The organism is Sphingomonas rubra (assembly GCF_900115745.1).
Lineage (GTDB): Bacteria > Pseudomonadota > Alphaproteobacteria > Sphingomonadales > Sphingomonadaceae > Sphingomonas > Sphingomonas rubra.
The window spans coordinates 346728-367760 of record NZ_FOXP01000001.1 but is presented as its reverse complement, the minus strand read 5'-3'; the positions used below and the strand labels follow the sequence as shown (position 1 = coordinate 367760).

Sequence of the window (21033 nt, the reverse complement as noted above, 5' to 3'; positions counted from 1 at the left end):
CGGGTTCTCCCTAGACGATGAGGCCGGCGAGGGGATCGAGCCCCGCCATGAGATTGAGGTTCTGCACCGCGGCGCCGCCCGCGCCCTTGCCGAGATTGTCGAGCGTGGCGACCAGGCGCGCCTGGTCGCCATCGGCATCGGCGCAGACGCGCAGGGTCAGCCGGTCGGTACCGGCGTTCTCCTCGATCGTGACCACCGGCGACGGCTCCGCGACGGTGACGAGCGGCTGGCCGGCATAGGCGGCGGCGAGCGCGTCGTGGAGCTGCGCGGGCGACGGCTTGGCGGGAAGCGCGCGCAGGTGGAGCGGCACCTCGACCAGCATGCCGCGATAGGTGTCCGCCACCGCCGGCGCGAAGATCGGCGGATGGGCGAGGCCGGCGTGCACGGTCATCTCGGGCAGATGCTTGTGGCCGAGGCCGAGCGCGTAGGCGCGAAAGGCGGGGGCGCCGGCGTTCTGATACTCCGCCACCATCGCCTTGCCACCGCCCGAATAGCCCGACGCGGCGTGGACGGTGAGCGGCCAGTCCGCCGGGATCAGGCCGGCGCGCACCAGCGGCGCGACGAGCGCCAGGAAGCCGGTCGGGTAACAGCCGGGGTTCGACACGCGCGCGGCAGCCGCGACGCGGTCGCGACCGACCAGCTCGGGAAAGCCGTAGGTCCAGTCCGGCGCGACACGATGGGCGGAGGACGCGTCGATGACGCGGGTGCGGTCGTTGCGGATCAGCGCGATCGCCTCCCGCGCGGCGTCGTCGGGCAGGCAGAGGATGACGAAATCGGCGTCGTTGATCGCCTCCGCACGGGCGGCGGCATCCTTGCGGCGATCCTCGGCCAGGGTGGCGACGGTCAGGTCGGTGCGCGCGGAAAGCCGCTCGGCGATCTCCAGCCCCGTCGTGCCGGCCGCGCCATCGATGAAGACGGTGGGAGTGACAGGGGGACTCACGACCCGGCCGCCGCCGGCAGCGGCGCCAGCGTGGCGGCGGGTAGATACCCGACCAGACCGGCGGTCGGCGCGACGCCCCAGGCATCGTCGCCGATCAGGTCGAGCAGCTCGAACGAGGCACCGGCATCCAGCGTGACGAGCGCGGGCGAGGCGGGGTCGCGCGCTTCGCGCAGCGTCGTCGGCTCACGAAGGCGGCGGGATACGGCCTGCGCGTAGTGGGGCGCGAAGACACGGTCGGCGAGCCGCATGTCGGCGAGATCGGGACGCACGGCGTGGGTGAGCGGATCGAGCGAGATCGAGCGTCCGGAAAGCGCGAACGCCTTACGCGGCGGCGTGCCGGAGAGGGGGGCGCTGGGGCTCGCCGTCGCCGATGAACTGTCCGAACTCTTCAAGAAAATCTGCCCCTTCCGACGTGCGCGCGACGAAGATGTTGCGCTTGTCGCTGTCGTCGCGCTGCCGGCGCAGATAGCCGAGCGCGCCCAGCCTGTTCAAGGCGCGGGTCACGACCGGCTTGGAGACGTTGAGCGCGCGCGCCAGGCCGCGCACCGTGTGCGGCCCCGGTTTCAGATAGACCAGCAGCAGCAGCGCCATCTGCCGGTTGGTGAGATCCGGCTCGCCCGAGCGGACGTAATCGACCAAGGCGGTCATCCAGATCGACAGCGTTTGCGGGTCGTGCGTGGCCACGGGCTCGTTTCCGACTGTTGGGCCCCGTTGGGGGGATTCGTTTCGCGGACATAACGCCTTGGCGTCCGGCATGTTTCCGCGCTTCGTTAAGGTTTCGCTCGTCATGGCCGGCTCGTTCCGGCAGCCAGGATCGAGCAGCGATTACGCCCGTGGCTCCGGCTGCCGGGACAAGCCCGGCATGACGGAATGGGATGGGTCACCAGTTCGGTTGATCGATCCGCGGCCCTCGCCTATGTGCGCCGCTTCATCCCTTACGCGGGTCGTTGTCCCCCATGTTCGCATTCCTTCTCGTCATCCATGCCATCATCGCCGCGGCGCTCGTCACCGTGATCCTGATGCAGCGTTCGGAGGGCGGCGGCCTGGGCATGGGCGGCAGCCCGTCAGGCCTGATGTCGGCGCGCGGCGCGGCCGACTTCCTGACGCGCGCGACCGCGGTGCTGGCGACAATGTTCGTGGTGATGGCGATCGGCCTGTCGATCTACGCCGCCAGCCGCCGGGTCGATACCATCGACACCTCGCTGGCGCGTCCCGTCTCGGCGGTGAACGGCCCGGCGCCGACCGCGGACGCGGTGCCCAACACGCCCGCCGATGGTCGCGTCACGACGGGCGCTGGCCAGCCCGCGGCGGTCGGCCCGGGCAGCCCCACCGACAATTCCGCGGTCCCGATCGCCAACTGATCCTGTTCGCGAGCATGATCGACGCGCGCGCCACCGGCACGCGCGGCGCTGCTTCGCGTCTTTCATCTGCCCCAATCCCCAGCTAGGCGGTTTCTCCCATGGCGCGGTACATCTTCATCACCGGCGGCGTGGTCTCGTCGCTCGGCAAGGGCCTGATGGCGGCCTCCCTCGCGGCGCTGTTGCAGGCGCGCGGCTACCGGGTGCGGATCAGGAAGTTCGATCCGTACCTCAACGTCGATCCGGGCACGATGAGCCCGTACCAGCACGGCGAGGTCTACGTCACCGACGACGGCGCGGAGACGGACCTCGACCTCGGCCATTACGAGCGGTTCACCGGGGTGGCGGCGCACCAGTCGGACAACGTCACCTCGGGCCGCATCTACCAGCAGATCATCCAGCGCGAGCGGCGCGGCGATTACCTGGGCGCGACGGTGCAGGTCGTCCCGCACGTCACCGACGCGATCAAGGCGTTCGCGCAGGCCGACACGGTCGACGATGACGGCCAGGAATTGGATTTCGTCCTGTGCGAGATCGGCGGCACGGTGGGCGATATCGAGTCGCTGCCCTTCATCGAGGCGATCCGCCAGCTGAAGAACGAGCTCGGCCGCGGCCGCTCGATCAGCGTCCACGTGACGCTGGTCCCGTACATCGCGGCGGCGGGCGAGCTGAAGACCAAGCCAACGCAGCACTCGGTGCGCGAGATCGCCGCGCTCGGCGTCGCGCCCGACGTGCTGGTGTGCCGCTGCGAGCATCCGCTGCCGCCATCGGAGCGCGCCAAGATCGCGCAATTCTGCAACGTGCCCGCCAGTGCCGTCATTCCTGCGCTCGACGCCAAGAGCATCTACGCGGTGCCACTGCAATATCATGCCGAGGGGCTGGACGCGGAGGTGCTGCGCGCCTTCGGGATCGAGCCCGGTGCTTCCCCCGATCTGTCGCGCTGGACGGAGATCGTCGAGCGGCTGTTCAACCCGCAAGGCACGGTGACGATCGGCGTGGTCGGCAAATATGTCGGGCTGCAGGACGCGTACAAGTCGCTGAACGAGGCGCTGGTCCATGGCGGCATCGCCAACCGGGTGAAGGTCGACGTGCGCTGGATCGACGCGGAGCTGTTCGAGGGCGAGGACGGCGACATCGCAGGCCAGCTGGAGCCGTGCGACGCGATTTTGGTGCCCGGTGCTTTCGGCGAGCGCGGCGCGGAGGGCAAGATCGCCGCGATCCGCTTCGCGCGCGAGCGCAAGATCCCGTATTTCGGCATCTGCTTCGGCATGCAGATGGCGTGTATCGAGGGCGCGCGCGACCTCGCCGGCATCGCGCACGCATCGTCGACCGAGTTCGGGCCGACCGAGGAGCCGGTGGTCGGCCTCATCACCGAGTGGATGGGGCGCGAAGGGCTGGAAAAGCGCGCGGCGGAGGGCGACCTGGGTGGCACGATGCGGCTCGGCGCCTACGAGGCGAGTCTCGCGGGCAACAGCGTCGTCGCCTCGATCTACGGCACCACCACCATCTCCGAGCGGCACCGCCACCGCTACGAGGTCAACACCCATTATCGCGAAGCGCTGGAGAAGGGGGGGCTGGTGTTCAGCGGCCTGTCGCCCGACGGCACCCTGCCCGAGATCGTGGAGCGGCCCGATCACCCCTGGTTCGTCGGCGTCCAGTTCCATCCCGAGCTGAAGAGCAAACCCTTCGACCCGCACCCGCTGTTCGCCAGCTTCATCGGCGCGGCGGTGAAGCAGAGCCGGTTGGTGTAGTCGGGCGCGGGGGGCATTGCTTTCATCCCGCGCTAGGCGGGTTCCCGCCACGGTCGTGATCCTCCCAGGCGCTCGTGGCCACCTGTTGCGACACGAAAGAAAGCGCCCGGACCTTGCGGCCCGGGCGCTCCGACGACGCCTGGAAAAGGGAGCAACAGGCGCCGAACTGGTTAGGCGGCCTTCGCTTCGTCGGCAGCCGGAGCCTCGACGGCGGCGAGCGGCACGCCGGTGCGGATCGCGATGTTCTTCGGCTTCATCGCCTCCGGCACCTCGCGGACCAGATCGATCACGAGCAGGCCGTCGTTGAGCCGCGCGTCCTCGACGAAGACGAAGTCGGCCAGCTCGAAGCGACGCTCGAACGAGCGATTGGCGATGCCGAGATGGAGGAAGCTCGCATTCGGCGATGCCGGGTCCTTCTTGCCGGCGACGAGCAGCAGGTTCTGCTGCGCGGTGATCTCGATCTCTTCGCGGGAGAAGCCTGCCACCGCGAGCGTGATGCGATAGCGATCGTCGGCGACGCGCTCGAGATTGAAGGGGGGGTAGTTCTCCGCCGATGACGCGCGCGCGTTCGTCTCCAGCAGATCGAACAGCCGGTCGAAGCCGATGGTCGAGCGGCGATAGGGGGTCAGGTCAAGTCGCATAACTATTCCTCGCATGAGCGATAGTTTGATGATGACGGCATCCGCGGGTGCGCGATGCCCATGTACGATCCGCCAGCGGCACCGTACGTCGCCGATATGAGGCAGCTCGTCGCCACTTCAAGGGGCTAACCTGCGGAGAATTAGAGGAAACGAGCAGGGCGTCGGCATCTGCGTCGACCAGATCCGCACTGCCCCGGCGACGTTCGACTTCATCAAGGTCGACCAAATCCAGGTGCTGCGCCGGCCGCGAAGGCACGACGACGCTCGCGAACAGTCAGCCTGAGTTAATCCGCATTAATCTAATTGGTCGATCGCCGACGAGGGGTCGTCAGTGTGGAAGCTCCGACTTCTCGCCGGCATGACCTGCGGTGCCCGGAACGGCAAACGCCCGGACCGTTGCCGATCCGGGCGCCTGCGTGACGATCGTTCGTCAGCCCCCATCTTTTCCGCTCCCGCTCCAGCCTTGTCGGCGGGCGTAAGAGCTGTTCCCCGAACCACGGCCGTTGCCTGTGTCTCAGCGAGGTTGTTGCTACGGTAACCGCACCGCCTTTGTCACGGCCCTTGCGGCATCCATGACACGATTACAGGCCTGGTGTGGATTCGCGGCAACATAGGGGTGGTCGGTTGCTTCGTGTGCGCCCGCCGCCTAGGACGACAACGACATGATCCTCTCTCCGTACGAACGCATGATCGCCCGCCGCTATCTGCTGCCGGGCAAGGGGGAGGCGTTCATCTTCCTCGTCGCCTCGATCAGCCTGGTGGCGGTGATGCTGGGCGTCGCCGCGCTGGTCATCGTGATGAGCGTGATGAACGGCTTTCGCGCCGAGCTGTTCGACAAGATCGTCGGGCTGAACGGCCACGCGGTGGTGCAGGGTTACGGCGGGCGGCTGCCGAACTGGCAGGAGGTGCTGGCACAGGCGCGCGCCACGCCCGGCGTCACCCGCGCGGTGCCGCTGATCGATCAGCCCCTGGCCGCCACCTATAATGGCCGGTCGGAGGCGGTGCTGGTGCGCGGCATGCGCGTGGCCGACATCCGCTCCAACCAGACGCTGGGCGGCAAGGTGATCGTCGGTTCGCTCGATCGTCTGACGCCGGGCAGCGGCAACGTCGCGATCGGCAGCCGCCTGGCCGAGGCGCTGGGCGCGCAGGTCGGCTCGGAGATATCGCTGTTCAGCCCGCAGGGGCAGTCGACGCCGTTCGGCACGGTGCCGCGCATCGTCAGCTACCGTGTGGCGGCGATCTTCGAGATCGGCATCTACGATTATGACAAGGCGTACGTGGTGATGCCGATCGAGGACGCCCAGACGCTGCTGCTGATGGGCGACACGGTGGGGATGATCGAGGTGGTGACCACCGATGCCGACCGGGTGGGCGAGATCCTGCGGCCGCTCGCCGACAAGCTCGGCGGCGGCGCGGTGGTGAGCGACTGGCGCAGCATGAACGCGCAGCTGTTCGAGGCGCTGGCGGTGGAGCGGGTGGCGATGTTCACCGTGTTGTCGATCATCATCCTGGTGGCGGTGTTCAACATCCTGTCGTCGCTCATCATGCTGGTCCGCGCCAAAACGCGCGACATCGCCATCCTGCGCACCATGGGCGCGACCAGGGGCGGGTTGATGCGCATCTTCATGGTGGTGGGCACGACGATCGGCGCGCTGGGCACGGTCGCCGGGTTGGCGCTGGGGGCGGTGTTCCTCTTCTATCGCCAGGGCGTGGTGAACTTCGTCCAGCTCGTCACCGGCCAGAATCTGTGGGACCCGTCGATCCGCTACCTGACCGAGCTGCCGTCGAAGACCGATCCGGTCGAGATCGTGGTGATCGCGTCGATGGCGCTGGTCTTCTCGTTCCTCGCCACGCTCTACCCGGCGTGGAAGGCGGCGAGTACCGATCCTGTGCAGGTGCTGCGGTATGAGTGAGTTCGAAGGCAAAGCCGAGAACGGCCGGCACGAACGGAGCGGCGCCATAGGGCGTGGCTTCGCCGCGTCCGACGGCGACGCGGTACTCCAGACCGCTGGCCTGGCGCGCAGCTTCACGCAGGGCGGCGAGACCATCCACGTGCTGCGCGGCGTCGACCTGCGCGTGGCGCCGGGCGAGATCGTCGCGCTGCTCGGTCCTTCCGGATCGGGCAAGTCGACCCTTCTCCAGGCGGTCGGCCTGCTGGAGGGCGGATTCGAGGGATCGATCCGCATCGCCGGGGCGGAGGCGGCGAAGCTCGATGCGCACGGCCGCACGATCGTGCGTCGCGACAGCCTGGGCTTCGTGTACCAGTTCCACCACCTGCTGCCCGATTTCAACGCGACCGAGAACGTTGTTCTGCCGCAGCTCGTCCACGGCGCCACCCGCGCGGCGGCGGACGCACGCGCCACCGACCTGCTCACCCATCTCGGCCTCGGCCACCGGCTGACGCATCGGCCCAGCCAGCTGTCGGGCGGTGAGCAGCAGCGCGTGGCCGTCGCCCGCGCGCTTGCGAACCGCCCCGCGCTGGTGCTGGCGGACGAGCCGACCGGCAACCTCGACGAGCATACCGCCGACGTCGTGCTGGCGGAGTTCCTGCGCCTGGTGCGCGGCGAGGGCTCGGCCGCGCTGGTCGCGACGCATAACGAGCGACTGGCGGCCAAGATGGATCGCGTCGTCCGCCTGCACGAGGGCGTGCTGGCGTGAGCGCCTGGCGTGACACGCCGACGCTGGTCGGGCGTCACGTCACGCTGCGTCCGCTCGCCGACGACGACCTGCCCGCGCTGGTCGAGGCGGCGCGCGCAGACGACCTGTGGGACATTTTCTACGCCAGCGTGTCGCAGCTGAAGCACGCCGATCGGTGGCTCGCCGCGGCGCGGGCGGACGAGGCGGCGGGCCGCGCGTTGCTCTTCGCGGTGGCGCTGCCGGACGGCAAGGTGGTCGGCACGACGCGGCTGATGCGGATGAACGAGGCGCATCGCCGGCTCGACGTCGGCGGCACCTTCTACGCGACGCGCGTGCAGCGCACCGGCGTCAACACCGAGGCGAAGCTGCTGCTGTTCGGCCACGCCTTCGACCTGCTCGACTGCCGCTCCGTGCAGATCAGGACGGACGCGCTCAACCGTCGCAGCCAGGCCGCGATCGAGCGGATCGGCGCCAAGCGCGACGGCGTGCTGCGCAATCATCAGATCAGCGAGGGCCGGTTGCGCGACACCGTGGTCTACTCGGTGCTCGATCGCGAGTGGCCGGGCGTCCGGCAGAACCTCCACCATCTGCTGGCGAAACATCGATGAGTATCGTGACCGATCACCACGTCCGCACCGCCGACGGTGGATCGAGGCCGCTTGCCGATCACGCGGGCAAGGTGCTGTTGATCGTCAACACCGCCTCGCGCTGCGGCTTCACGCCGCAATATCGGGGATTGGAGGCGCTGCACCGCCGCTTCGCCGATCGCGGCTTGGTGGTGCTCGGCTTTCCCTGCAACCAGTTCGGTGCGCAGGAACCCGGCGACGCGGCGGAGATCGCGACCTTCTGCTCCACCAGCTACGACGTGACCTTCCCGATCCTCGCCAAGGTGGAGGTGAACGGCTCCGGCGCCGCCCCGCTGTTCGAGGCGCTGAAGGCCGCGGCGCCGGGGCTGCTGGGGTCCAAGGCGATCAAGTGGAACTTCACCAAGTTCTTGGTCTCCCGCGATGGCGAGACCGTCACCCGCCACGCCCCGACGACCAAGCCCGAAGACCTCGCCGCCGAAATCGAGCGGCTGCTCGGCTGAGAGTTAGGACGGATCGACATTCGGCATTTTTCCACCCCGGCGAAGGCCAGGGTCCAGTCGGGAAGGTCGTGGAAGAGGTGCGACGACCGACCGTTCGCGTTCTCCAGCTGGACCCCGGCCTTCGCCGGGGTGGATGATGAGGCGCAGCGTTGAATGTCGATCCGCCCTAAGCCGGCACTGCGAATGCCGGCTCGCCCTTCTTGTGGTGCAGCGCCGACGAGATCGCCGCGATGCCGCCAAGCAGGAAGCTGATGCCCAGGATGAAGCCGGGCAGCGTCAGCGCGGAGAAGGGCAGCGTGGCGAGCACGACGATCGCCAGGATCACGTCGATCAGCCCCAGCACCACCATCGCCGCCTTGCCGCGCCGCATGCGGAACCCGAAGCCAAGCTCCATCGCGCCGCGCACGCCCAGCCACACCGCGACGAGCAGCGTCAGCGACAAGGCGCCGGTCGCCGGCTCGAACGCCAGGATCAGGCCGATGACGAGCGAGAGGATGCCGAAGCCGATCTGATACCCGCGCCCTTCGTGCCCGCGGCCGAACACGCCCGCGCCGATCGACAGCGCGCCCGCCGCGATGAAGAAGGCGCCGATCACCAGCGTCGCCGCGTAGGTCGCCGCGAACGGCCAGACGAAGGCGGCGACGCCGAGCAGCACCGAGAGGATGCCGTAGGCGAGGATCCATCCCCAGCCCGCACCCGCCCGCGCGAGAGGGGCACTCCCCGCCGCGCCGGGATCGCGAAAGGTGTCGGTCATGGAGTCCTCCTGCTGCTTACGCCAGCGAAACGACGCGCTTCATGGCCGGTTCCGCACTGGTCGAATCAGGCGCGCGCGGGTAGGGCGGGACCATGCATTCCGCCTTTGTGCCGCTCCGCATCTTCTCCTGCTACACGATGCTGGACGGCGCCATCGAGCCCAAGGCGATCGCCAAGGCGGCCAAGGCGGCCAGCTTCCCCGCCGCGGCGCTGACCGACCGCAACGGTCTCTACGCGGCGATGGCCTTCTCCGATGCGGCGAGAAAGGACGGCGTGCAGCCGGTGATCGGCACCATGCTGGGCGTCGCCCGGCCGGGCATGCCGGAGGGCGCGGCGCCGGTGGTCGACTGGGTGGCGCTCTACGCGCAGAACGACCGGGGTTACGATAATCTCTGCGCGCTGGTGTCGGCCGCGCATCTCGATCGCCCGATCGAGCACGCGGCGCACGTCTCGCTGGAGAAGCTCGCCGCCCATGCCGATGGGCTGATCGCGCTGACCGGCGGCGGTGAGGGCGCGCTCGCCCGCCTGTTCGCCGAGGGGCAGCCCGACCGTGCCCATGCCTATGCCGACGCGCTGTCGCGCATGTTCGGCGACCGGCTCTACGTCGAGCTGTGCCGCCGCGGCGACGCGGTGGAGGAGGCGGCGGAGGAGGCGCTGCTCGACCTCGCCTATGCCCGCGAATGGCCGATCGTCGCGACCAATCCCTGCTGCTTCGCGGAGTCCGCGTTCGGCGACGCGCACGACGCCATGTTGTGCATCGCCCATTCCACCTATGTCGAGACGGAGGACCGCCCGCGCACCTGCCCCGACGCCTGGCTGAAGCCGGCCGAGGCGATGCGCACGCTGTTCGCCGACCTGCCCGAGGCGATCGACAACACGCTGGTCGTGGCGCAGCGCTGCGCCGTCGCCGCGCCCAGCCGCAAGCCGATCCTGCCGACGCTCGCCGGCGATCTGGCGGGCGAGGCCGACATGCTCCGCCGCGACGCCGCCGCCGGGCTGGAGGCGCGGCTCGACCGCATCGCCGAACTGCGCGCCTTGAAGGGAGAGCCCGAGCCCGAAGGCGATTGGCGTGCCGAGTATCGCGACCGCCTGACGTTCGAGGTCGACGTCATCGTGCAGATGGGGTTTCCCGGCTATTTCCTGATCGTCGCCGACTTCATCAAATGGGCCAAGGATCACGACATCCCCGTAGGGCCGGGTCGCGGCTCCGGCGCGGGTTCGGTGGTCGCCTGGGCGCTGACCATCACCGATCTCGACCCGCTCGCGCTCGGCCTGCTGTTCGAGCGGTTCCTCAACCCGGAACGCGTGTCGATGCCCGATTTCGACATCGACTTCTGCGAAACCCGGCGGGGAGAGGTGATCCGCTACGTCCAGGAGAAATACGGCCGCGACCAAGTCGCGCAGATCATCACTTTCGGGAAACTGAAGGCGCGCGCCGTGCTCAAGGACACCGGCCGGGTCCTCCAGATGAGCTACGGCCAGGTCGATCGCCTCGCCAAGCTGATCCCCAACCACCCGACCGATCCGTGGACGCTGGAGCGGACGCTGAACGGCGTCAGCGACTTCGCGCGCGAATATGCCAACGACAATGCGGTGCGCCGCCTCGTCGACCTGGCGATGAAGCTGGAGGGGCTGCCCCGCCACTCGTCGACCCACGCCGCCGGCGTCGTCATCGGCGACCGGCCGCTCAACCAGCTCGTCCCGCTCTATCGCGACCCGCGCTCCGACATGCCGGTCACGCAGTTCGACATGAAATATGTCGAGGGCGCGGGGCTGGTGAAGTTCGACTTCCTCGGCCTCAAGACGCTGTCGGTCCTCCAGAAGGCGGTGCAACTGCTCGCCAAGCGCGGCATCGAGGTGCAGCTCGACGCGCTCGAGTGGGACGACCCGGAAGTCTACAAGCTCCTCCAGCGCGGCGACACGGTGGGCGTGTTCCAGCTGGAATCGGAGGGGATGCGCCGGACGCTGTCCGCCGTCCGGCCGACCAATTTCGGCGACATCATCGCGCTCGTCTCGCTCTATCGCCCCGGCCCGATGGACAACATCCCCAGCTTCGGCCGCCGCAAGCAGGGCAGCGAGCCGATCGAGTATCCGCACGCGCTGCTCGAAGGCATCCTGGCCGAGACGTACGGCATCTTCGTCTATCAGGAGCAGGTGATGCAGGCCGCGCAGGTGCTGGCCGGCTACTCGCTGGGCGGCGCCGACCTGCTGCGCCGCGCGATGGGCAAGAAGATCAAGGCGGAGATGGACGCGCAGCGCGCCACCTTCGTCGACGGCTGCCAGGCCGCCAACGGCATCGGCCGGGCCAAGGCCAACGAGCTGTTCGACCTGATCGACAAGTTCGCCGGCTACGGCTTCAACAAGTCGCACGCCGCCGCCTACGCGCTGCTCGCCTATCAGACGGCGTGGCTGAAGGCGCATCACCCGCACGAATTCTACGCCGCGTCGATGTGCTACGACATGGCGCTGACCGATAAGCTCGGCATCTTCGTGGAGGACGCGCGCCGCGCCGGCGTCACGCTGCTGCCCCCGTGCGTCAACGCCAGCCAGCCCGATTTCGACGTGGAGGCGACGGGCGATGGGCTCGGCATCCGCTACGCGCTGGGCGCGCTGAAGTCGGTGGGCGAAGGGGCGATGGAGAAGCTCGTGCTCGAGCGCGACCGGGGCGCGTTCAAGAACCTCGACGACCTCGCCACCCGCGTCGATCCGCGCCTGCTCAACAAGCGGCAGCTGGAGACGCTCGCCGCCGCCGGCGCCTTCGACGGTCTCGCCGACAACCGTGCCGGCGTCCACGCGGTTGCCGAGACGATCCTGGCGGTCGCCGCGCGCACGCACGACCAGAAGACCAGCGGGCAGGGCGGGCTGTTCGGCGATGCCAGCCACGCCGGCGACACGATCCGCCTGCCGCAGGCGGCCAAGTGGACGTTGTCGCAGCGCATGGACCAGGAGAAGGAGGCGTTCGGCTTCTACTTCTCCGCCCATCCCGTCGACCGGCACGCGCACCTGGCCAAGATGCACGGGGCGCGCAGCTTCGCGTCGCTCGGCGAGCTCCGCATCCCGGAGGACGGCACCCGTGCCGGCGCGACCATGGCGGCGCTGGTCGAGGATGCGCGCTGGCGCACCTCGGCGCGGGGCAAGCGGTACATGATGGCGCAGATGTCCGACGCGTCGGGCCAGTTCATCGCCACCTGCTTCGACGACGCGGTCGCGCGCGACCTGGAAGAGGCGGCGCGGGCCGGCGGCTGCGGGCTGCTCACCGTCGAACTCGATCGCCGTCCGGGCGAGGAGAGCCCTCGCGTCTCGATCAAGCGCATCCAGCCGTTCGAGGGGCTCGCCGCCAACGCCCGCTTCGTGGTGGAGGTCACGGTGACGGCGCCCGCCGCCTTCGGCCTGCTCGCCGACCTGCTCTCGCAACATCGCGGCGCCCGCGGCGAGATCCGGGCCAAGCTGCGCACCGATGCGGGCGAGGCGACCGTGCTGCTCGGCCGCGACTTCCTGCTCGACGCGGAGCTTGCCAGCCATATCGAGGCGTTGCACGGTGTCGCCGCCGTCGAGCTGAAGACCTCCGAGACGAGGCTGAAGCTGGTCGGCTGACCTGTTCTTCTTCCGCTCGCGGGAGGAGGCGAGGGGAGGGCAGTCGTAGCGGAGGACCAGCCCTCCCCCGACCCCTCCCGCAAGCGGGAGGGGAGTGGCGTTGCTGAATACCATGCAGGACATCGAGTTGCGGGTGCACCGCATCATCGATCACGCGGCGCGCGAGCATCCGACGCGCGAGATCGTCACCCGCTGGGCCGATGGTCGCGAGAGCCGCACCAACTGGGCCGGCATCGCGCACGATGCCAGGCGGCTCGCGCAGGCGCTGGAACGGCTCGGCATCCGGCCGGGCGACCGCGTCGCCACGCTGGCGATGAACCACGCCGCGCACCTCGTCGCCTGGTACGGCGTGATGGGCATGGGCGGGGTGATCCACACGATCAATCCGCGCCTGTTCGACGAGCAGCTCCTCTACATCGCCGACCATGCCGAGGACCGCGTCCTCCTCTACGACCGGGCGTTCCAGCCGATCGTCGACCGGCTGCGCGACCGCTGGACGACGATCGAGCATTACGTGGTGATGGACGGTCACGGCCCCGGCTCGCTCGCCGCGCTGCTCGAGCCGGAGGACGGCGCCTACACCTGGGTCGACGGATCGGAGCGGGAACCGTGCATGCTGGCCTATACCAGCGGCACCACCGGCGATCCCAAGGGCGTGCTCTATACGCATCGTAGCCAGGTGCTGCACGCGCTCGCCGTCATCACGCCCGCGATCTTCAACCTGTCCTCGCGCTCGATCGCGCTACCGGTGGTGCCGATGTTCCACGCCGCGGGCTGGGGGCTGCCGCTCGCCGTGCCGATCGCCGGGGCGACGATGGTCTACTCGGCGGTCAACGACCCGGCCGTGCTGTGCGACCTGATGACGCGCGAGCGGGTGACCCATTCGGCGGGCGTGCCGACCGTGTGGCTCGGCATGTTCGCGCATATCGATGCGGGCGGGGAGCCGCCGCGCCACCTGCAACTCGCCAGCATCGGCGGCTCGGCGGCGCCGCGCGCGATGATCGAGCGGATCATGGCGATGGGGATCGAGGTCGCGCACCTGTGGGGCATGACGGAGACGTCGCCCGTCGGCACCGCCGGTCAGCGCCCGCCCGAGTGGGACGAGATGGACCGCGAGGCGCAGCTCGACCTGTTGTCCAAACAGGGGCAAATCCCCTTCAACATCGAACTGCGGGTGATCGACGACGAAGGCGCGTTGCTGCCCCGCGACGGCATCAGCGCCGGCCGCCTGCAGGTGCGTGGACCCTGGGTGGTGCGCCGCTACTACCGCGCCGCCGAGGATTGTCTCGACGCCGACGGCTGGTTCGACACCGGCGACGTCTCCGTCCTCCATCCGGACGGCACCATGCAGATCACCGATCGCGCCAAGGACGTCATCAAGTCCGGGGGCGAGTGGATCAGCTCGGTCGATCTGGAGAACGCCGCGGTGGGCTGCCCCGGCGTCGCCGAGGCGGCGGCGATCGCGATGTCGCATCCGAAATGGGACGAGCGGCCGCTGCTCGTCGTGGTCCGCAAGCCGGGCAGCACGGTCTCTGCGGCGGAGATCAACGCGCACCTGACGCGGCACGTCGCCAAATGGTGGCTGCCCGACGAGATCGTCTTCGTCGAGGCTCTGCCGCACACCGCGACGGGCAAGCTCCTCAAGACCGCGTTGCGCGAGCAGTTTCGCGATCACGTGCTCGCGACCGCCTGATCGTCTTCGTCACGCCGCCGTGAGGGCGGCGTGACGGACGCGTTTACTGCTCGTCGACCTCGTCCTGCGGACCGGCATTGTTGCCGTAACCGGCGCCGGACTGCTCCTTCTCGACGGGCTTCGGCTTGGCCGATTCCTGGTCGTCGGCGCCGGGTTGTTGGTCGTGCTGCTGATCGTCGGGCATGATGCTACTCCTTCACGCTCTCAACGCTCGCCGACGTCATCGGTTCGTTTTCGCGGAAGGGCCTCGCTCAGAACAACTCGCCCTGCGGTCCGGCGGGTGGGCGGAACAGGTCGCATCGGAGGACCACCCGCTGCTGGTTCAGCCCCAGTTTGCGGCACGCGATCCGGAAACGCGTGTGCAGCAGGTCGTACCAAGGCCCTTGACCCTTCATCCTCGTGCCGAAGCCGGGATCGTTGTCGCGCCCGCCGCGCAGCGACCGGATGGTCGCCATCACCTTGCCGGCGCGATCGGGAAAATGCTCGTCCAGCCAGGCCCGGAACAGCGGGGCCACTTCCCATGGCAGTCGCACCGGGATGAAGAAGGCATGGCGCGCGCCCGCTGCCGCTGCCCGTTCCAGCAGGTGCTCGATCTCATGGTCGGTGATCGCCGGGATGACCGGTGCGATCGAGACGTAGACCGGCACGCCGGCATCGCTCAGTGCGCGCACCGCCTTTAAGCGACGCTCGGGCGTCGGCGCGCGCGGCTCCACCGTGGCCGCGACGCGGGGGTCGAGCGAGGTGATCGACACGCACACGCTCGCCAGCCCCTTCGCGGCCATCGCGGCGAGCAGGTCGAGGTCGCGGACCACCCGGTCCGACTTGGTAGTGATCGTCACCGGATGGTTCGTCTCGGCGAGCACCTCGAGCACTTGCCGCGTGATCCGCCACTCGCGCTCGATCGGCTGGTAGGGATCGGTGTTGGTGCCGAGCGCCATCGGTCGCACGTCGTATCCCGGCCTGGCGAGTTCACCGCGCAGCAACGCGGCGGCGCCCGGCTTGGCGAACAGCCGGCTCTCGAAATCCAGCCCCGGCGACAGGTCGTGAAAGGCGTGGCTCGGCCGCGCGAAGCAGTAGATGCAACCGTGTTCGCAACCGCGATAGGGATTGATCGAGCGGTCGAACGGCACGTCGGGCGAGGCGTTGCGGCTGACGATCGTCCGTGGCCGCTCCACGGTGACGGTGGTCCGCAGGCTGGGCGGCGCGCCATCGATTCCCTCACGCGTGTCGAGCCAGTCGCCGTCGGCTTCGCGCGCGGGAAGGTTGAAGCGTCCGCTGCCATTGTTCAGCGTCGCGCCGCGTATAGGTCGAGTCGTGGACACCCGCGCAGCCTAACCGTCGCAGGGGAACGTATCAAGAACGGCAGGGGCCGGACAGCCGGTCGATCCTCATGGAAATTTTCGGTAGGCGATCGGCTATCGCTCGGTCAGTCGGGGCATCAGCTCGACGAAGTTGCACGGGCGGTGGCGGCTGTCGAGTTGCTCGGCCAGGATGCCGTCCCAGCCGTCCTTCACCGCGCCGGTGGAGCCCGGCAGCGCGAAGACGTAGGTGCCGCGGGCCACGCAGGCGCAGGCGCGCGACTGGACGGTGGAGGTGCCGATCTTGGCGTAGCTGAGGAAGCGGAACAGCTCGCCGAAGCCGGGGATCATCTTCTCCGCGACCCGTTCGACCGCTTCCGGCGTCACGTCGCGGCCGGTCACGCCGGTGCCGCCGGTGGTCACCACCACGTCGATCGCCGGATCGTCGATCCAGGCGTCGAGCCGTGCCACGATCGCGTCGACATCGTCGCGCTCGATCGCGCGCGCGGCGAGCAGGTGGCCGGCGCCCTCCAGCCGCTCGACTAGCGCGTCGCCCGAGCGATCCTCGGCCAGACCGCGCGTGTCCGACACGGTCAGCACCGCGATGCGGACCGGGTGGAAGGGCCGGCTCTGGTCGATCGGCATCAGTTCGCCAGGCTCGCGCCCGCGGGGGGCAGCAGGGCGGTCACCGCGCCGCCGCCGCCGGAGCCGGGCTGTCCCGGCTGCATCGCCATCATCGCCGCCGCGGCGCGCATCATCGCCGCCTCGTCGCGCGGGCTGCCGCTCGGCAGCGTCGCCGCCACGCTGGTCGGCGCGGCTGCCGGGGCGGGCGAGGGCGTGGAGGCGGGCGAAGCCGCGGCCAAGGCGACCGTCGGCGTCGCGGCGCGGAACGGCACCGGCGTCATCCGGCCGCCGTCGATTCGCACCATCGCCGGCCCGGTCATGCCGGGAAAGCGCGGCCACGCGCCTTGCGCCAGTGCGGCGCGGCTGGCGGAGGCGGCCTTGCCCGACTGGCCCTCGTACATCCAGTAATTGCGCATCACGGTGGTGACGTAGCCACGCGTCTCCCAGTACGGGATGCTCTCGATCCACAGCAGCGGATCGCCGCCGTCATGGACGATGCTGTTCCACTCGCCGACCGGCTTCGGCCCGGCATTGTACGCCGCCATCACCTTGGGCAGCAGCCCGCCGGTCACGGCCGAGTCGCGCAGCCGCTCCAGATGGCGCTGGCCAATGTCCATGTTGACCGCCGGGGTGCCGAGCGCGCGCTTGTCGACCGACGTACCCCGCTCGCGCGCGAAATCGGTGGCCGCGGCGGGCATGATCTGCATCAGGCCGTACGCGCCCGCCGGGCTGGTCACGGTGGCGCGGAACCGGCTCTCCTCCAGCGTGTGGGCGTAGACCAGCGACTTGTCGACACGCCAGCCGCTCGCCGGGCGCCAGTTGGGCGTGGGATAGCGCGCCGCCGCGGTCGCGGTCACGCCTTGCGGGCAGTTGTGCGCCAGCCAGATCGTCGTTGCGGGCAGGTCCAGCGTCTCCGCGAGGCGGACGAGGCTCGCGAACTCCGCCGGATCGCCGATCTTCGCCTGCTGGCGGACAACGTCGTCGGCCAGCTCGGTCTCGCCCACCTCGATGAGGGCGGCGGCGACGCGGACGTTGGGTCGCTTGTCGAGCCGGGTCCAGTCGGTGGTGACCAGCCCGCCGGGGCCGACCAGCCTGGCACGCAGGCCCAGCGCCTGGCGTGCCAGCTGTCCGTAGAAGCTCTCGCCGAACTGTGCCGCCGCCTTCAGCCGCCCCTCGACCCGGTCGGGCCGCGCGCACGCCATGTCGGCGCGCGCCGCCCAGTAGAGCCCGGCGCTACGCAGGTCGACGTCACTCGCGCGCGCGGCGACGCCCTCGAACCCGGTCGACGCGGCGGCGCAGTCCCGCTGCCGCCACGCCGACAGCGCGGTCATCCAGCGGCCCTGCACCGCCCACTCGCCGACGCCGTTCGCCGCCTGTGCGCCCAGCGTGCGGACCTTGGCGTCCTGCCCTTGCAGATAGTACATCCAGGCCACCTTGGCCTGCCACTCGGTCTGCGCCTCGGGCGAAAGGCCGCTCGTTTCGGCGAGTAGTGCCTCCGCCGCGGCGCCGTCGTCGACCTTGATGAGCGGCTGCATCCTGGCGGCCAGATCGGCGGCGACCAGGTCGCTGCGCGTCGCCTTGGCCCGCACGCGGCGCGGCGCGCCGTCCTGCCAGATCAGCCGCTGCTGGGCGGGCAGGGGAGGCAGATCGACCGCGCCGCGTGCCGCCGCCAGCCGGCGTAGCGCCTCGGCCTCCGGCAGTTCGGGCGCCTCGTTGATGAGCGCGACCAGCGGCCCGAGCTCGACCCTGGGCGAGCCCTTGGCCGTGTAGAGTTCAGCCCGCGCGATGGCGTGCAGCGGGCCCGGCTGCATCGCGTCCAGCCCGATCTGCGCGTCCTGCCAGCGGCTCTCGCGGATGGCGGCGAACACCGCGCGGTACGCGGTCGCCTGCGCCGCCGTCAGCTGGTCGGGAATGTGATCCAGCCTGGCCGCCGCCGCTGGCGGTTCGGCGGTGGCGGGTACCGACAGCGTGGCCAGTGCCGTCGCCCATCCCCAATTCAGCTTCATGCACCCGGTCCCATCAGCAATTGCAGGTCGCGCCAGCTCTCCGCCTTCAGCGCCGGCCGTTCGAGCAGCAGGCGCGGATGGTGGCTGGCGACCACCTGCGTTTGTCCCGCCTTATGGTTAAATGGCTGCAAACGTCCGCGTACCGCGGCGCGGTCCGCCGCCAGGATCGCACGGCTGGTCGCTTCGCCGAGCAGCAGCAGCCGCTCGGGCGCGGCGAGTTCGACCAGGTGGCGCGCGACCTCGCCCAGCCGCGCCTCGAATTCGCGCGGCATCCGCCCCGCCGCCGGCCGCCGCGCGCAGACCGCCGCCAGGTGCACCGCGCCGCGCGACAGGCCGATCGCCGCCAGCATCCGGTCGAACAATCGCCCCGCCGCGCCCGACAGCAGCGCGCCCGCGTCGCCGTCCTCCCGCTCGGGGCAGTCGATCAGCACCATGACGCGCGCGTCCATCGGCCCGGACGCGGCGAGCGACACGCCGCTCCACCCCGCCTCCGGCGCGTCCGGCCCGGTCCGCCACGCCGCGAACGCCTCGATGGAGGCGGGCAGGGCGGTCGGGGAGGCCGGCGCCGGTGCGGCCACCGCCGGCGCCCTGGCCGCGGGCGCCGCGAACCAGTCCCTGACCGCGTCGTCGACCAGCACGTCGACCCCCGCGTCCGCCCACCAGTCGAGCGCGCTGGCGATCGCCGGATCGAATGTCTGGTATGCCCCCACGGCGACAACCTATGCTGCCCGGTTGACGCGGCGGTCAACTTGTCGGATCGGCTTTCCCGACAATGTGTTGCCGGTCCGCGCCCGAACGATCGGAACAGGCGGTCCGCTGGAGAGACGAGAGATGAGCGAACGCGAGTCGATGCCCTACGACGTGGTGATCGTCGGCGCCGGTCCCGCCGGGCTGTCGGCCGCGATCCGCCTGAAGCAGCTGGCGAACGAGGCGGGGAGCGAACTCGCCGTTTGCGTGCTGGAAAAGGGTTCGGAGGTCGGTGCCCATATCCTGTCGGGCGCGGTGATCGACCCGCGCGCGATGGACGAGCTGATCCCCGACTGGCGCGACACGGACTGCCCGATGGCGGAGACGCCGGTGGTCCAGAACCATCATTGGGTGCTGACCAAGAACAAGAAGTTCGACCTGCCGCACTGGTGGACGCCGCCCTTCCTCCACAACGAGGGGACCTACACCTGCTCGCTGGGCAATCTCTGCCGCTGGCTCGCCGGCCGTGCCGAGGAACTGGGGGTCGAGATCTTTCCCGGCTTCGCCGCTGCCGAGATCCTGTTCGACGAGGCGGGCCGGGTGAAGGGCGTCGCCACCGGCGACATGGGCGTGGCGCGCGACGGCACGCACAAGCCCGACTATACGCCGGGGCTGGAAATCCACGCCAAATACACCTTCTTCGCCGAGGGCGTGCGCGGCCACCTGACCAAGGAGGTGATCCGCACCTTCGACCTGGCCAGGGACGCGCAGCCGCAGGTCTACGGCCTCGGCATCAAGGAATTGTGGGACATCGCACCGGACAAGCACGTGCCGGGCAAGGTCATCCACACGCAAGGGTTTCCGCTCGACGACGATGCCAACGGCGGCGGCTGGATCTACCACCAGGCGAACGGCCAGGTGTCGATCGGCTTCGTCACCTGGCTCGGCTACACCAACCCCTATATTTCCCCGTTCCAGGAGATGCAGAAGTGGAAGACGCACCCTGTGATCGCCGAGCTGCTGGCGGGCGGCAAGCGCGTCTCCTACGGCGCGCGCGCGATCAATGATGGCGGGTTGCAGTCGATCCCCAGGCTCGTCTTTCCCGGCGGCGCGCTGATCGGCTGCTCGGCCGGCTTCCTCAACGTGCCGCGGATCAAGGGTACGCACGGGGCACAGAAATCGGCGATGATGGCTGCCGAGGCGGCGTTCGCGGCGATCCAGTCGGACCGCGAGCATGACGAACTGACCGCCTATCCGCAGGCGTTCGAGGCGTCGTGGCTCCACAAGGAGCTGTCGGTCGTCCGCAACGTCGTGCCGCTGGTCAAGAAGTTCGGCGACTTCATCGGCTCCGGCCTGTCGGGCATCACCATGTGGGCCGAGCATTTCGGCCTGAAGATGCCCTTCACGATGAAGCATCATCCCGACAACGAGTCGCTGTGGCGCAAGGACCTGGTGAGCCCCAAGAGCTATCCCAAGCCCGACGGCGTCCTCACGTTCGACCGCCTCTCCTCGGTGTTCCTGTCGAACACCAACCACGAGGAGGACCAGCCCGTCCACCTCACGCTGCGCGATCCCGACATTCCCGTCGACTATAACCTGCCGATGTACGACGGCCCGTCGCAGCGTTACTGCCCGGCCGGCGTGTACGAGTTCGTCGACGTCGACACGACGAACCCAAAGTTCGTCATCAACGCGCAGAACTGCGTCCACTGCAAGACGTGCGACATCAAGGACCCGCTCCAGAACATCAACTGGGTGGTGCCGGAGGGCGGCGGCGGCCCGAACTACCCGAATATGTAGCGCAGCGCGGCGTGCGGCGCCCCGCCGCACGACTCGCGCCAGCGCGGCCGGCGGGTCGGCCTGCCGACCCGTCCGACGACGCGGCTTCGCCGCGGCGGACCGAAGTGATCGGCCACAACATTCGTCGCCCCGGCCTCGAGCCGGGGTCCATGGTTCCGCACACA

Annotated in this window: 19 protein-coding genes; 9 read left to right on the top strand and 10 right to left on the bottom strand. The window is 69.6% G+C overall.

Annotated elements, in window-relative coordinates:
- Nucleotides 1–10: 10 nt before the first annotated feature.
- The 3 genes from argC to BM145_RS01770 are packed head-to-tail and all read right to left on the bottom strand — an operon-like array spanning nucleotide 11 to nucleotide 1588.
- A complete protein-coding gene (gene argC, locus BM145_RS01780) occupies nucleotides 11–940 on the bottom strand; it encodes an N-acetyl-gamma-glutamyl-phosphate reductase (RefSeq protein ID WP_093330492.1) in 930 nt (309 codons plus the stop codon).
- Nucleotides 937–1209 (bottom strand): hypothetical protein, encoded by a 273-nt coding sequence (locus tag BM145_RS01775; RefSeq protein ID WP_093330489.1) that lies wholly within the window; start codon nucleotides 1207–1209, stop codon nucleotides 937–939. Before BM145_RS01775 ends, argC begins: the two co-directional genes overlap by 4 nt.
- A 52-nt stretch (nucleotides 1210–1261) precedes the next feature.
- Entirely contained in the window at nucleotides 1262–1588 is a 327-nt protein-coding gene (locus tag BM145_RS01770) for a MarR family transcriptional regulator (protein WP_093330846.1), read from the bottom strand.
- Between the two features lie 308 nt (nucleotides 1589–1896).
- On the opposite strand from BM145_RS01770, the gene secG reads away from it, so the two are divergent.
- Both secG and BM145_RS01760 read left to right on the top strand, forming a co-directional pair.
- A complete protein-coding gene (gene secG, locus BM145_RS01765; RefSeq protein WP_093330486.1) occupies nucleotides 1897–2301 on the top strand; it encodes a preprotein translocase subunit SecG in 405 nt (134 codons plus the stop codon).
- 98 nt (nucleotides 2302–2399) lie between these two features.
- Nucleotides 2400–4049: a CTP synthase gene (locus BM145_RS01760; protein WP_093330484.1), complete on the top strand. Its 1650-nt coding sequence runs from the start codon at nucleotides 2400–2402 to the stop codon at nucleotides 4047–4049.
- Nucleotides 4050–4219: 170 nt separating this feature from the next.
- Here BM145_RS01760 and BM145_RS01755 read toward each other — a convergent pair whose 3' ends face one another.
- Nucleotides 4220–4690, bottom strand: a complete 471-nt coding sequence (locus BM145_RS01755; RefSeq protein ID WP_093330481.1) for an Hsp20 family protein — start codon at nucleotides 4688–4690, stop codon at nucleotides 4220–4222.
- Nucleotides 4691–5352: 662 nt separating this feature from the next.
- On the opposite strand from BM145_RS01755, the gene BM145_RS01750 reads away from it, so the two are divergent.
- The 4 genes from BM145_RS01750 (at nucleotide 5353) to BM145_RS01735 (ending at nucleotide 8414) form a co-directional block, all read left to right on the top strand.
- A complete protein-coding gene (locus BM145_RS01750) occupies nucleotides 5353–6603 on the top strand; it encodes a lipoprotein-releasing ABC transporter permease subunit (RefSeq protein WP_093330479.1) in 1251 nt (416 codons plus the stop codon).
- Between the two features lie 100 nt (nucleotides 6604–6703).
- Nucleotides 6704–7348, top strand: coding sequence for an ABC transporter ATP-binding protein (locus tag BM145_RS01745; RefSeq protein WP_245739010.1), 645 nt, complete (start codon nucleotides 6704–6706; stop codon nucleotides 7346–7348).
- Nucleotides 7345–7935, top strand: a complete 591-nt coding sequence (locus BM145_RS01740; RefSeq protein ID WP_177200049.1) for a GNAT family N-acetyltransferase — start codon at nucleotides 7345–7347, stop codon at nucleotides 7933–7935. Before BM145_RS01745 ends, BM145_RS01740 begins: the two co-directional genes overlap by 4 nt.
- Entirely contained in the window at nucleotides 7932–8414 is a 483-nt protein-coding gene (locus tag BM145_RS01735) for a glutathione peroxidase (protein WP_093330476.1), read from the top strand. Before BM145_RS01740 ends, BM145_RS01735 begins: the two co-directional genes overlap by 4 nt.
- Before the next feature lie 166 nt (nucleotides 8415–8580).
- On the opposite strand, the gene BM145_RS01730 is transcribed toward BM145_RS01735, so the two are convergent.
- Nucleotides 8581–9168, bottom strand: coding sequence for an HdeD family acid-resistance protein (locus BM145_RS01730; protein WP_093330474.1), 588 nt, complete (start codon nucleotides 9166–9168; stop codon nucleotides 8581–8583).
- 92 nt (nucleotides 9169–9260) lie between these two features.
- Here BM145_RS01730 and dnaE point away from each other — a divergent pair, with 92 nt between their 5' ends.
- Nucleotides 9261–12761, top strand: coding sequence for a DNA polymerase III subunit alpha (dnaE, locus tag BM145_RS01725; RefSeq protein WP_093330471.1), 3501 nt, complete (start codon nucleotides 9261–9263; stop codon nucleotides 12759–12761).
- Between the two features lie 112 nt (nucleotides 12762–12873).
- A complete protein-coding gene (locus tag BM145_RS01720) occupies nucleotides 12874–14454 on the top strand; it encodes a long-chain fatty acid--CoA ligase (RefSeq protein WP_093330468.1) in 1581 nt (526 codons plus the stop codon).
- Between the two features lie 43 nt (nucleotides 14455–14497).
- Here BM145_RS01720 and BM145_RS15910 read toward each other — a convergent pair whose 3' ends face one another.
- From BM145_RS15910 to BM145_RS01700, 5 genes are all read right to left on the bottom strand, one after another.
- Nucleotides 14498–14638: a hypothetical protein gene (locus BM145_RS15910; protein WP_177200048.1), complete on the bottom strand. Its 141-nt coding sequence runs from the start codon at nucleotides 14636–14638 to the stop codon at nucleotides 14498–14500.
- Nucleotides 14639–14705: 67 nt separating this feature from the next.
- Nucleotides 14706–15776, bottom strand: coding sequence for a PA0069 family radical SAM protein (locus tag BM145_RS01715; RefSeq protein WP_093330466.1), 1071 nt, complete (start codon nucleotides 15774–15776; stop codon nucleotides 14706–14708).
- A 93-nt stretch (nucleotides 15777–15869) separates the two neighbouring features.
- Complete coding sequence (moaB, locus tag BM145_RS01710; RefSeq protein WP_093330463.1) at nucleotides 15870–16397, bottom strand: molybdenum cofactor biosynthesis protein B; 528 nt, start codon at nucleotides 16395–16397, stop codon at nucleotides 15870–15872.
- Nucleotides 16397–18382, bottom strand: a complete 1986-nt coding sequence (locus tag BM145_RS01705) for a lytic transglycosylase domain-containing protein (RefSeq protein ID WP_093330459.1) — start codon at nucleotides 18380–18382, stop codon at nucleotides 16397–16399. The genes moaB and BM145_RS01705 overlap by 1 nt, the downstream gene beginning before the upstream one ends.
- A complete protein-coding gene (locus tag BM145_RS01700) occupies nucleotides 18379–19092 on the bottom strand; it encodes a uracil-DNA glycosylase family protein (protein WP_093330457.1) in 714 nt (237 codons plus the stop codon). Before BM145_RS01700 ends, BM145_RS01705 begins: the two co-directional genes overlap by 4 nt.
- 121 nt (nucleotides 19093–19213) lie before the next feature.
- Between BM145_RS01700 and BM145_RS01695 the strand changes: the two genes are divergently transcribed.
- Nucleotides 19214–20869 carry an electron transfer flavoprotein-ubiquinone oxidoreductase gene (locus tag BM145_RS01695; RefSeq protein ID WP_093330455.1) on the top strand — a complete coding sequence of 552 codons (1656 nt, stop codon included), beginning with the start codon at nucleotides 19214–19216 and terminating at the stop codon, nucleotides 20867–20869.
- The last annotated feature ends 164 nt before the right edge of the window (nucleotides 20870–21033 follow it).

Bases quoted from the DNA above. Each gene is read 5' to 3' on its own strand.
- BM145_RS01770 (WP_093330846.1), bottom strand. From the start codon at position 1,588: ATGACCGCCTTGGTCGATTACGTCCGCTCGGGCGAGCCGGATCTCACC.
- secG (WP_093330486.1), top strand. From the start codon at position 1,897: ATGTTCGCATTCCTTCTCGTCATCCATGCCATCATCGCCGCGGCGCTC.
- BM145_RS01760 (WP_093330484.1), top strand. From the start codon at position 2,400: ATGGCGCGGTACATCTTCATCACCGGCGGCGTGGTCTCGTCGCTCGGC.
- BM145_RS01755 (WP_093330481.1), bottom strand. From the start codon at position 4,690: ATGCGACTTGACCTGACCCCCTATCGCCGCTCGACCATCGGCTTCGAC.
- BM145_RS01750 (WP_093330479.1), top strand. From the start codon at position 5,353: ATGATCCTCTCTCCGTACGAACGCATGATCGCCCGCCGCTATCTGCTG.
- BM145_RS01735 (WP_093330476.1), top strand. From the start codon at position 7,932: ATGAGTATCGTGACCGATCACCACGTCCGCACCGCCGACGGTGGATCG.
- BM145_RS01730 (WP_093330474.1), bottom strand. From the start codon at position 9,168: ATGACCGACACCTTTCGCGATCCCGGCGCGGCGGGGAGTGCCCCTCTC.
- dnaE (WP_093330471.1), top strand. From the start codon at position 9,261: ATGCATTCCGCCTTTGTGCCGCTCCGCATCTTCTCCTGCTACACGATG.
- BM145_RS01720 (WP_093330468.1), top strand. From the start codon at position 12,874: ATGCAGGACATCGAGTTGCGGGTGCACCGCATCATCGATCACGCGGCG.
- BM145_RS15910 (WP_177200048.1), bottom strand. From the start codon at position 14,638: ATGCCCGACGATCAGCAGCACGACCAACAACCCGGCGCCGACGACCAG.
- moaB (WP_093330463.1), bottom strand. From the start codon at position 16,397: ATGCCGATCGACCAGAGCCGGCCCTTCCACCCGGTCCGCATCGCGGTG.
- BM145_RS01705 (WP_093330459.1), bottom strand. From the start codon at position 18,382: ATGAAGCTGAATTGGGGATGGGCGACGGCACTGGCCACGCTGTCGGTA.
- BM145_RS01695 (WP_093330455.1), top strand. From the start codon at position 19,214: ATGAGCGAACGCGAGTCGATGCCCTACGACGTGGTGATCGTCGGCGCC.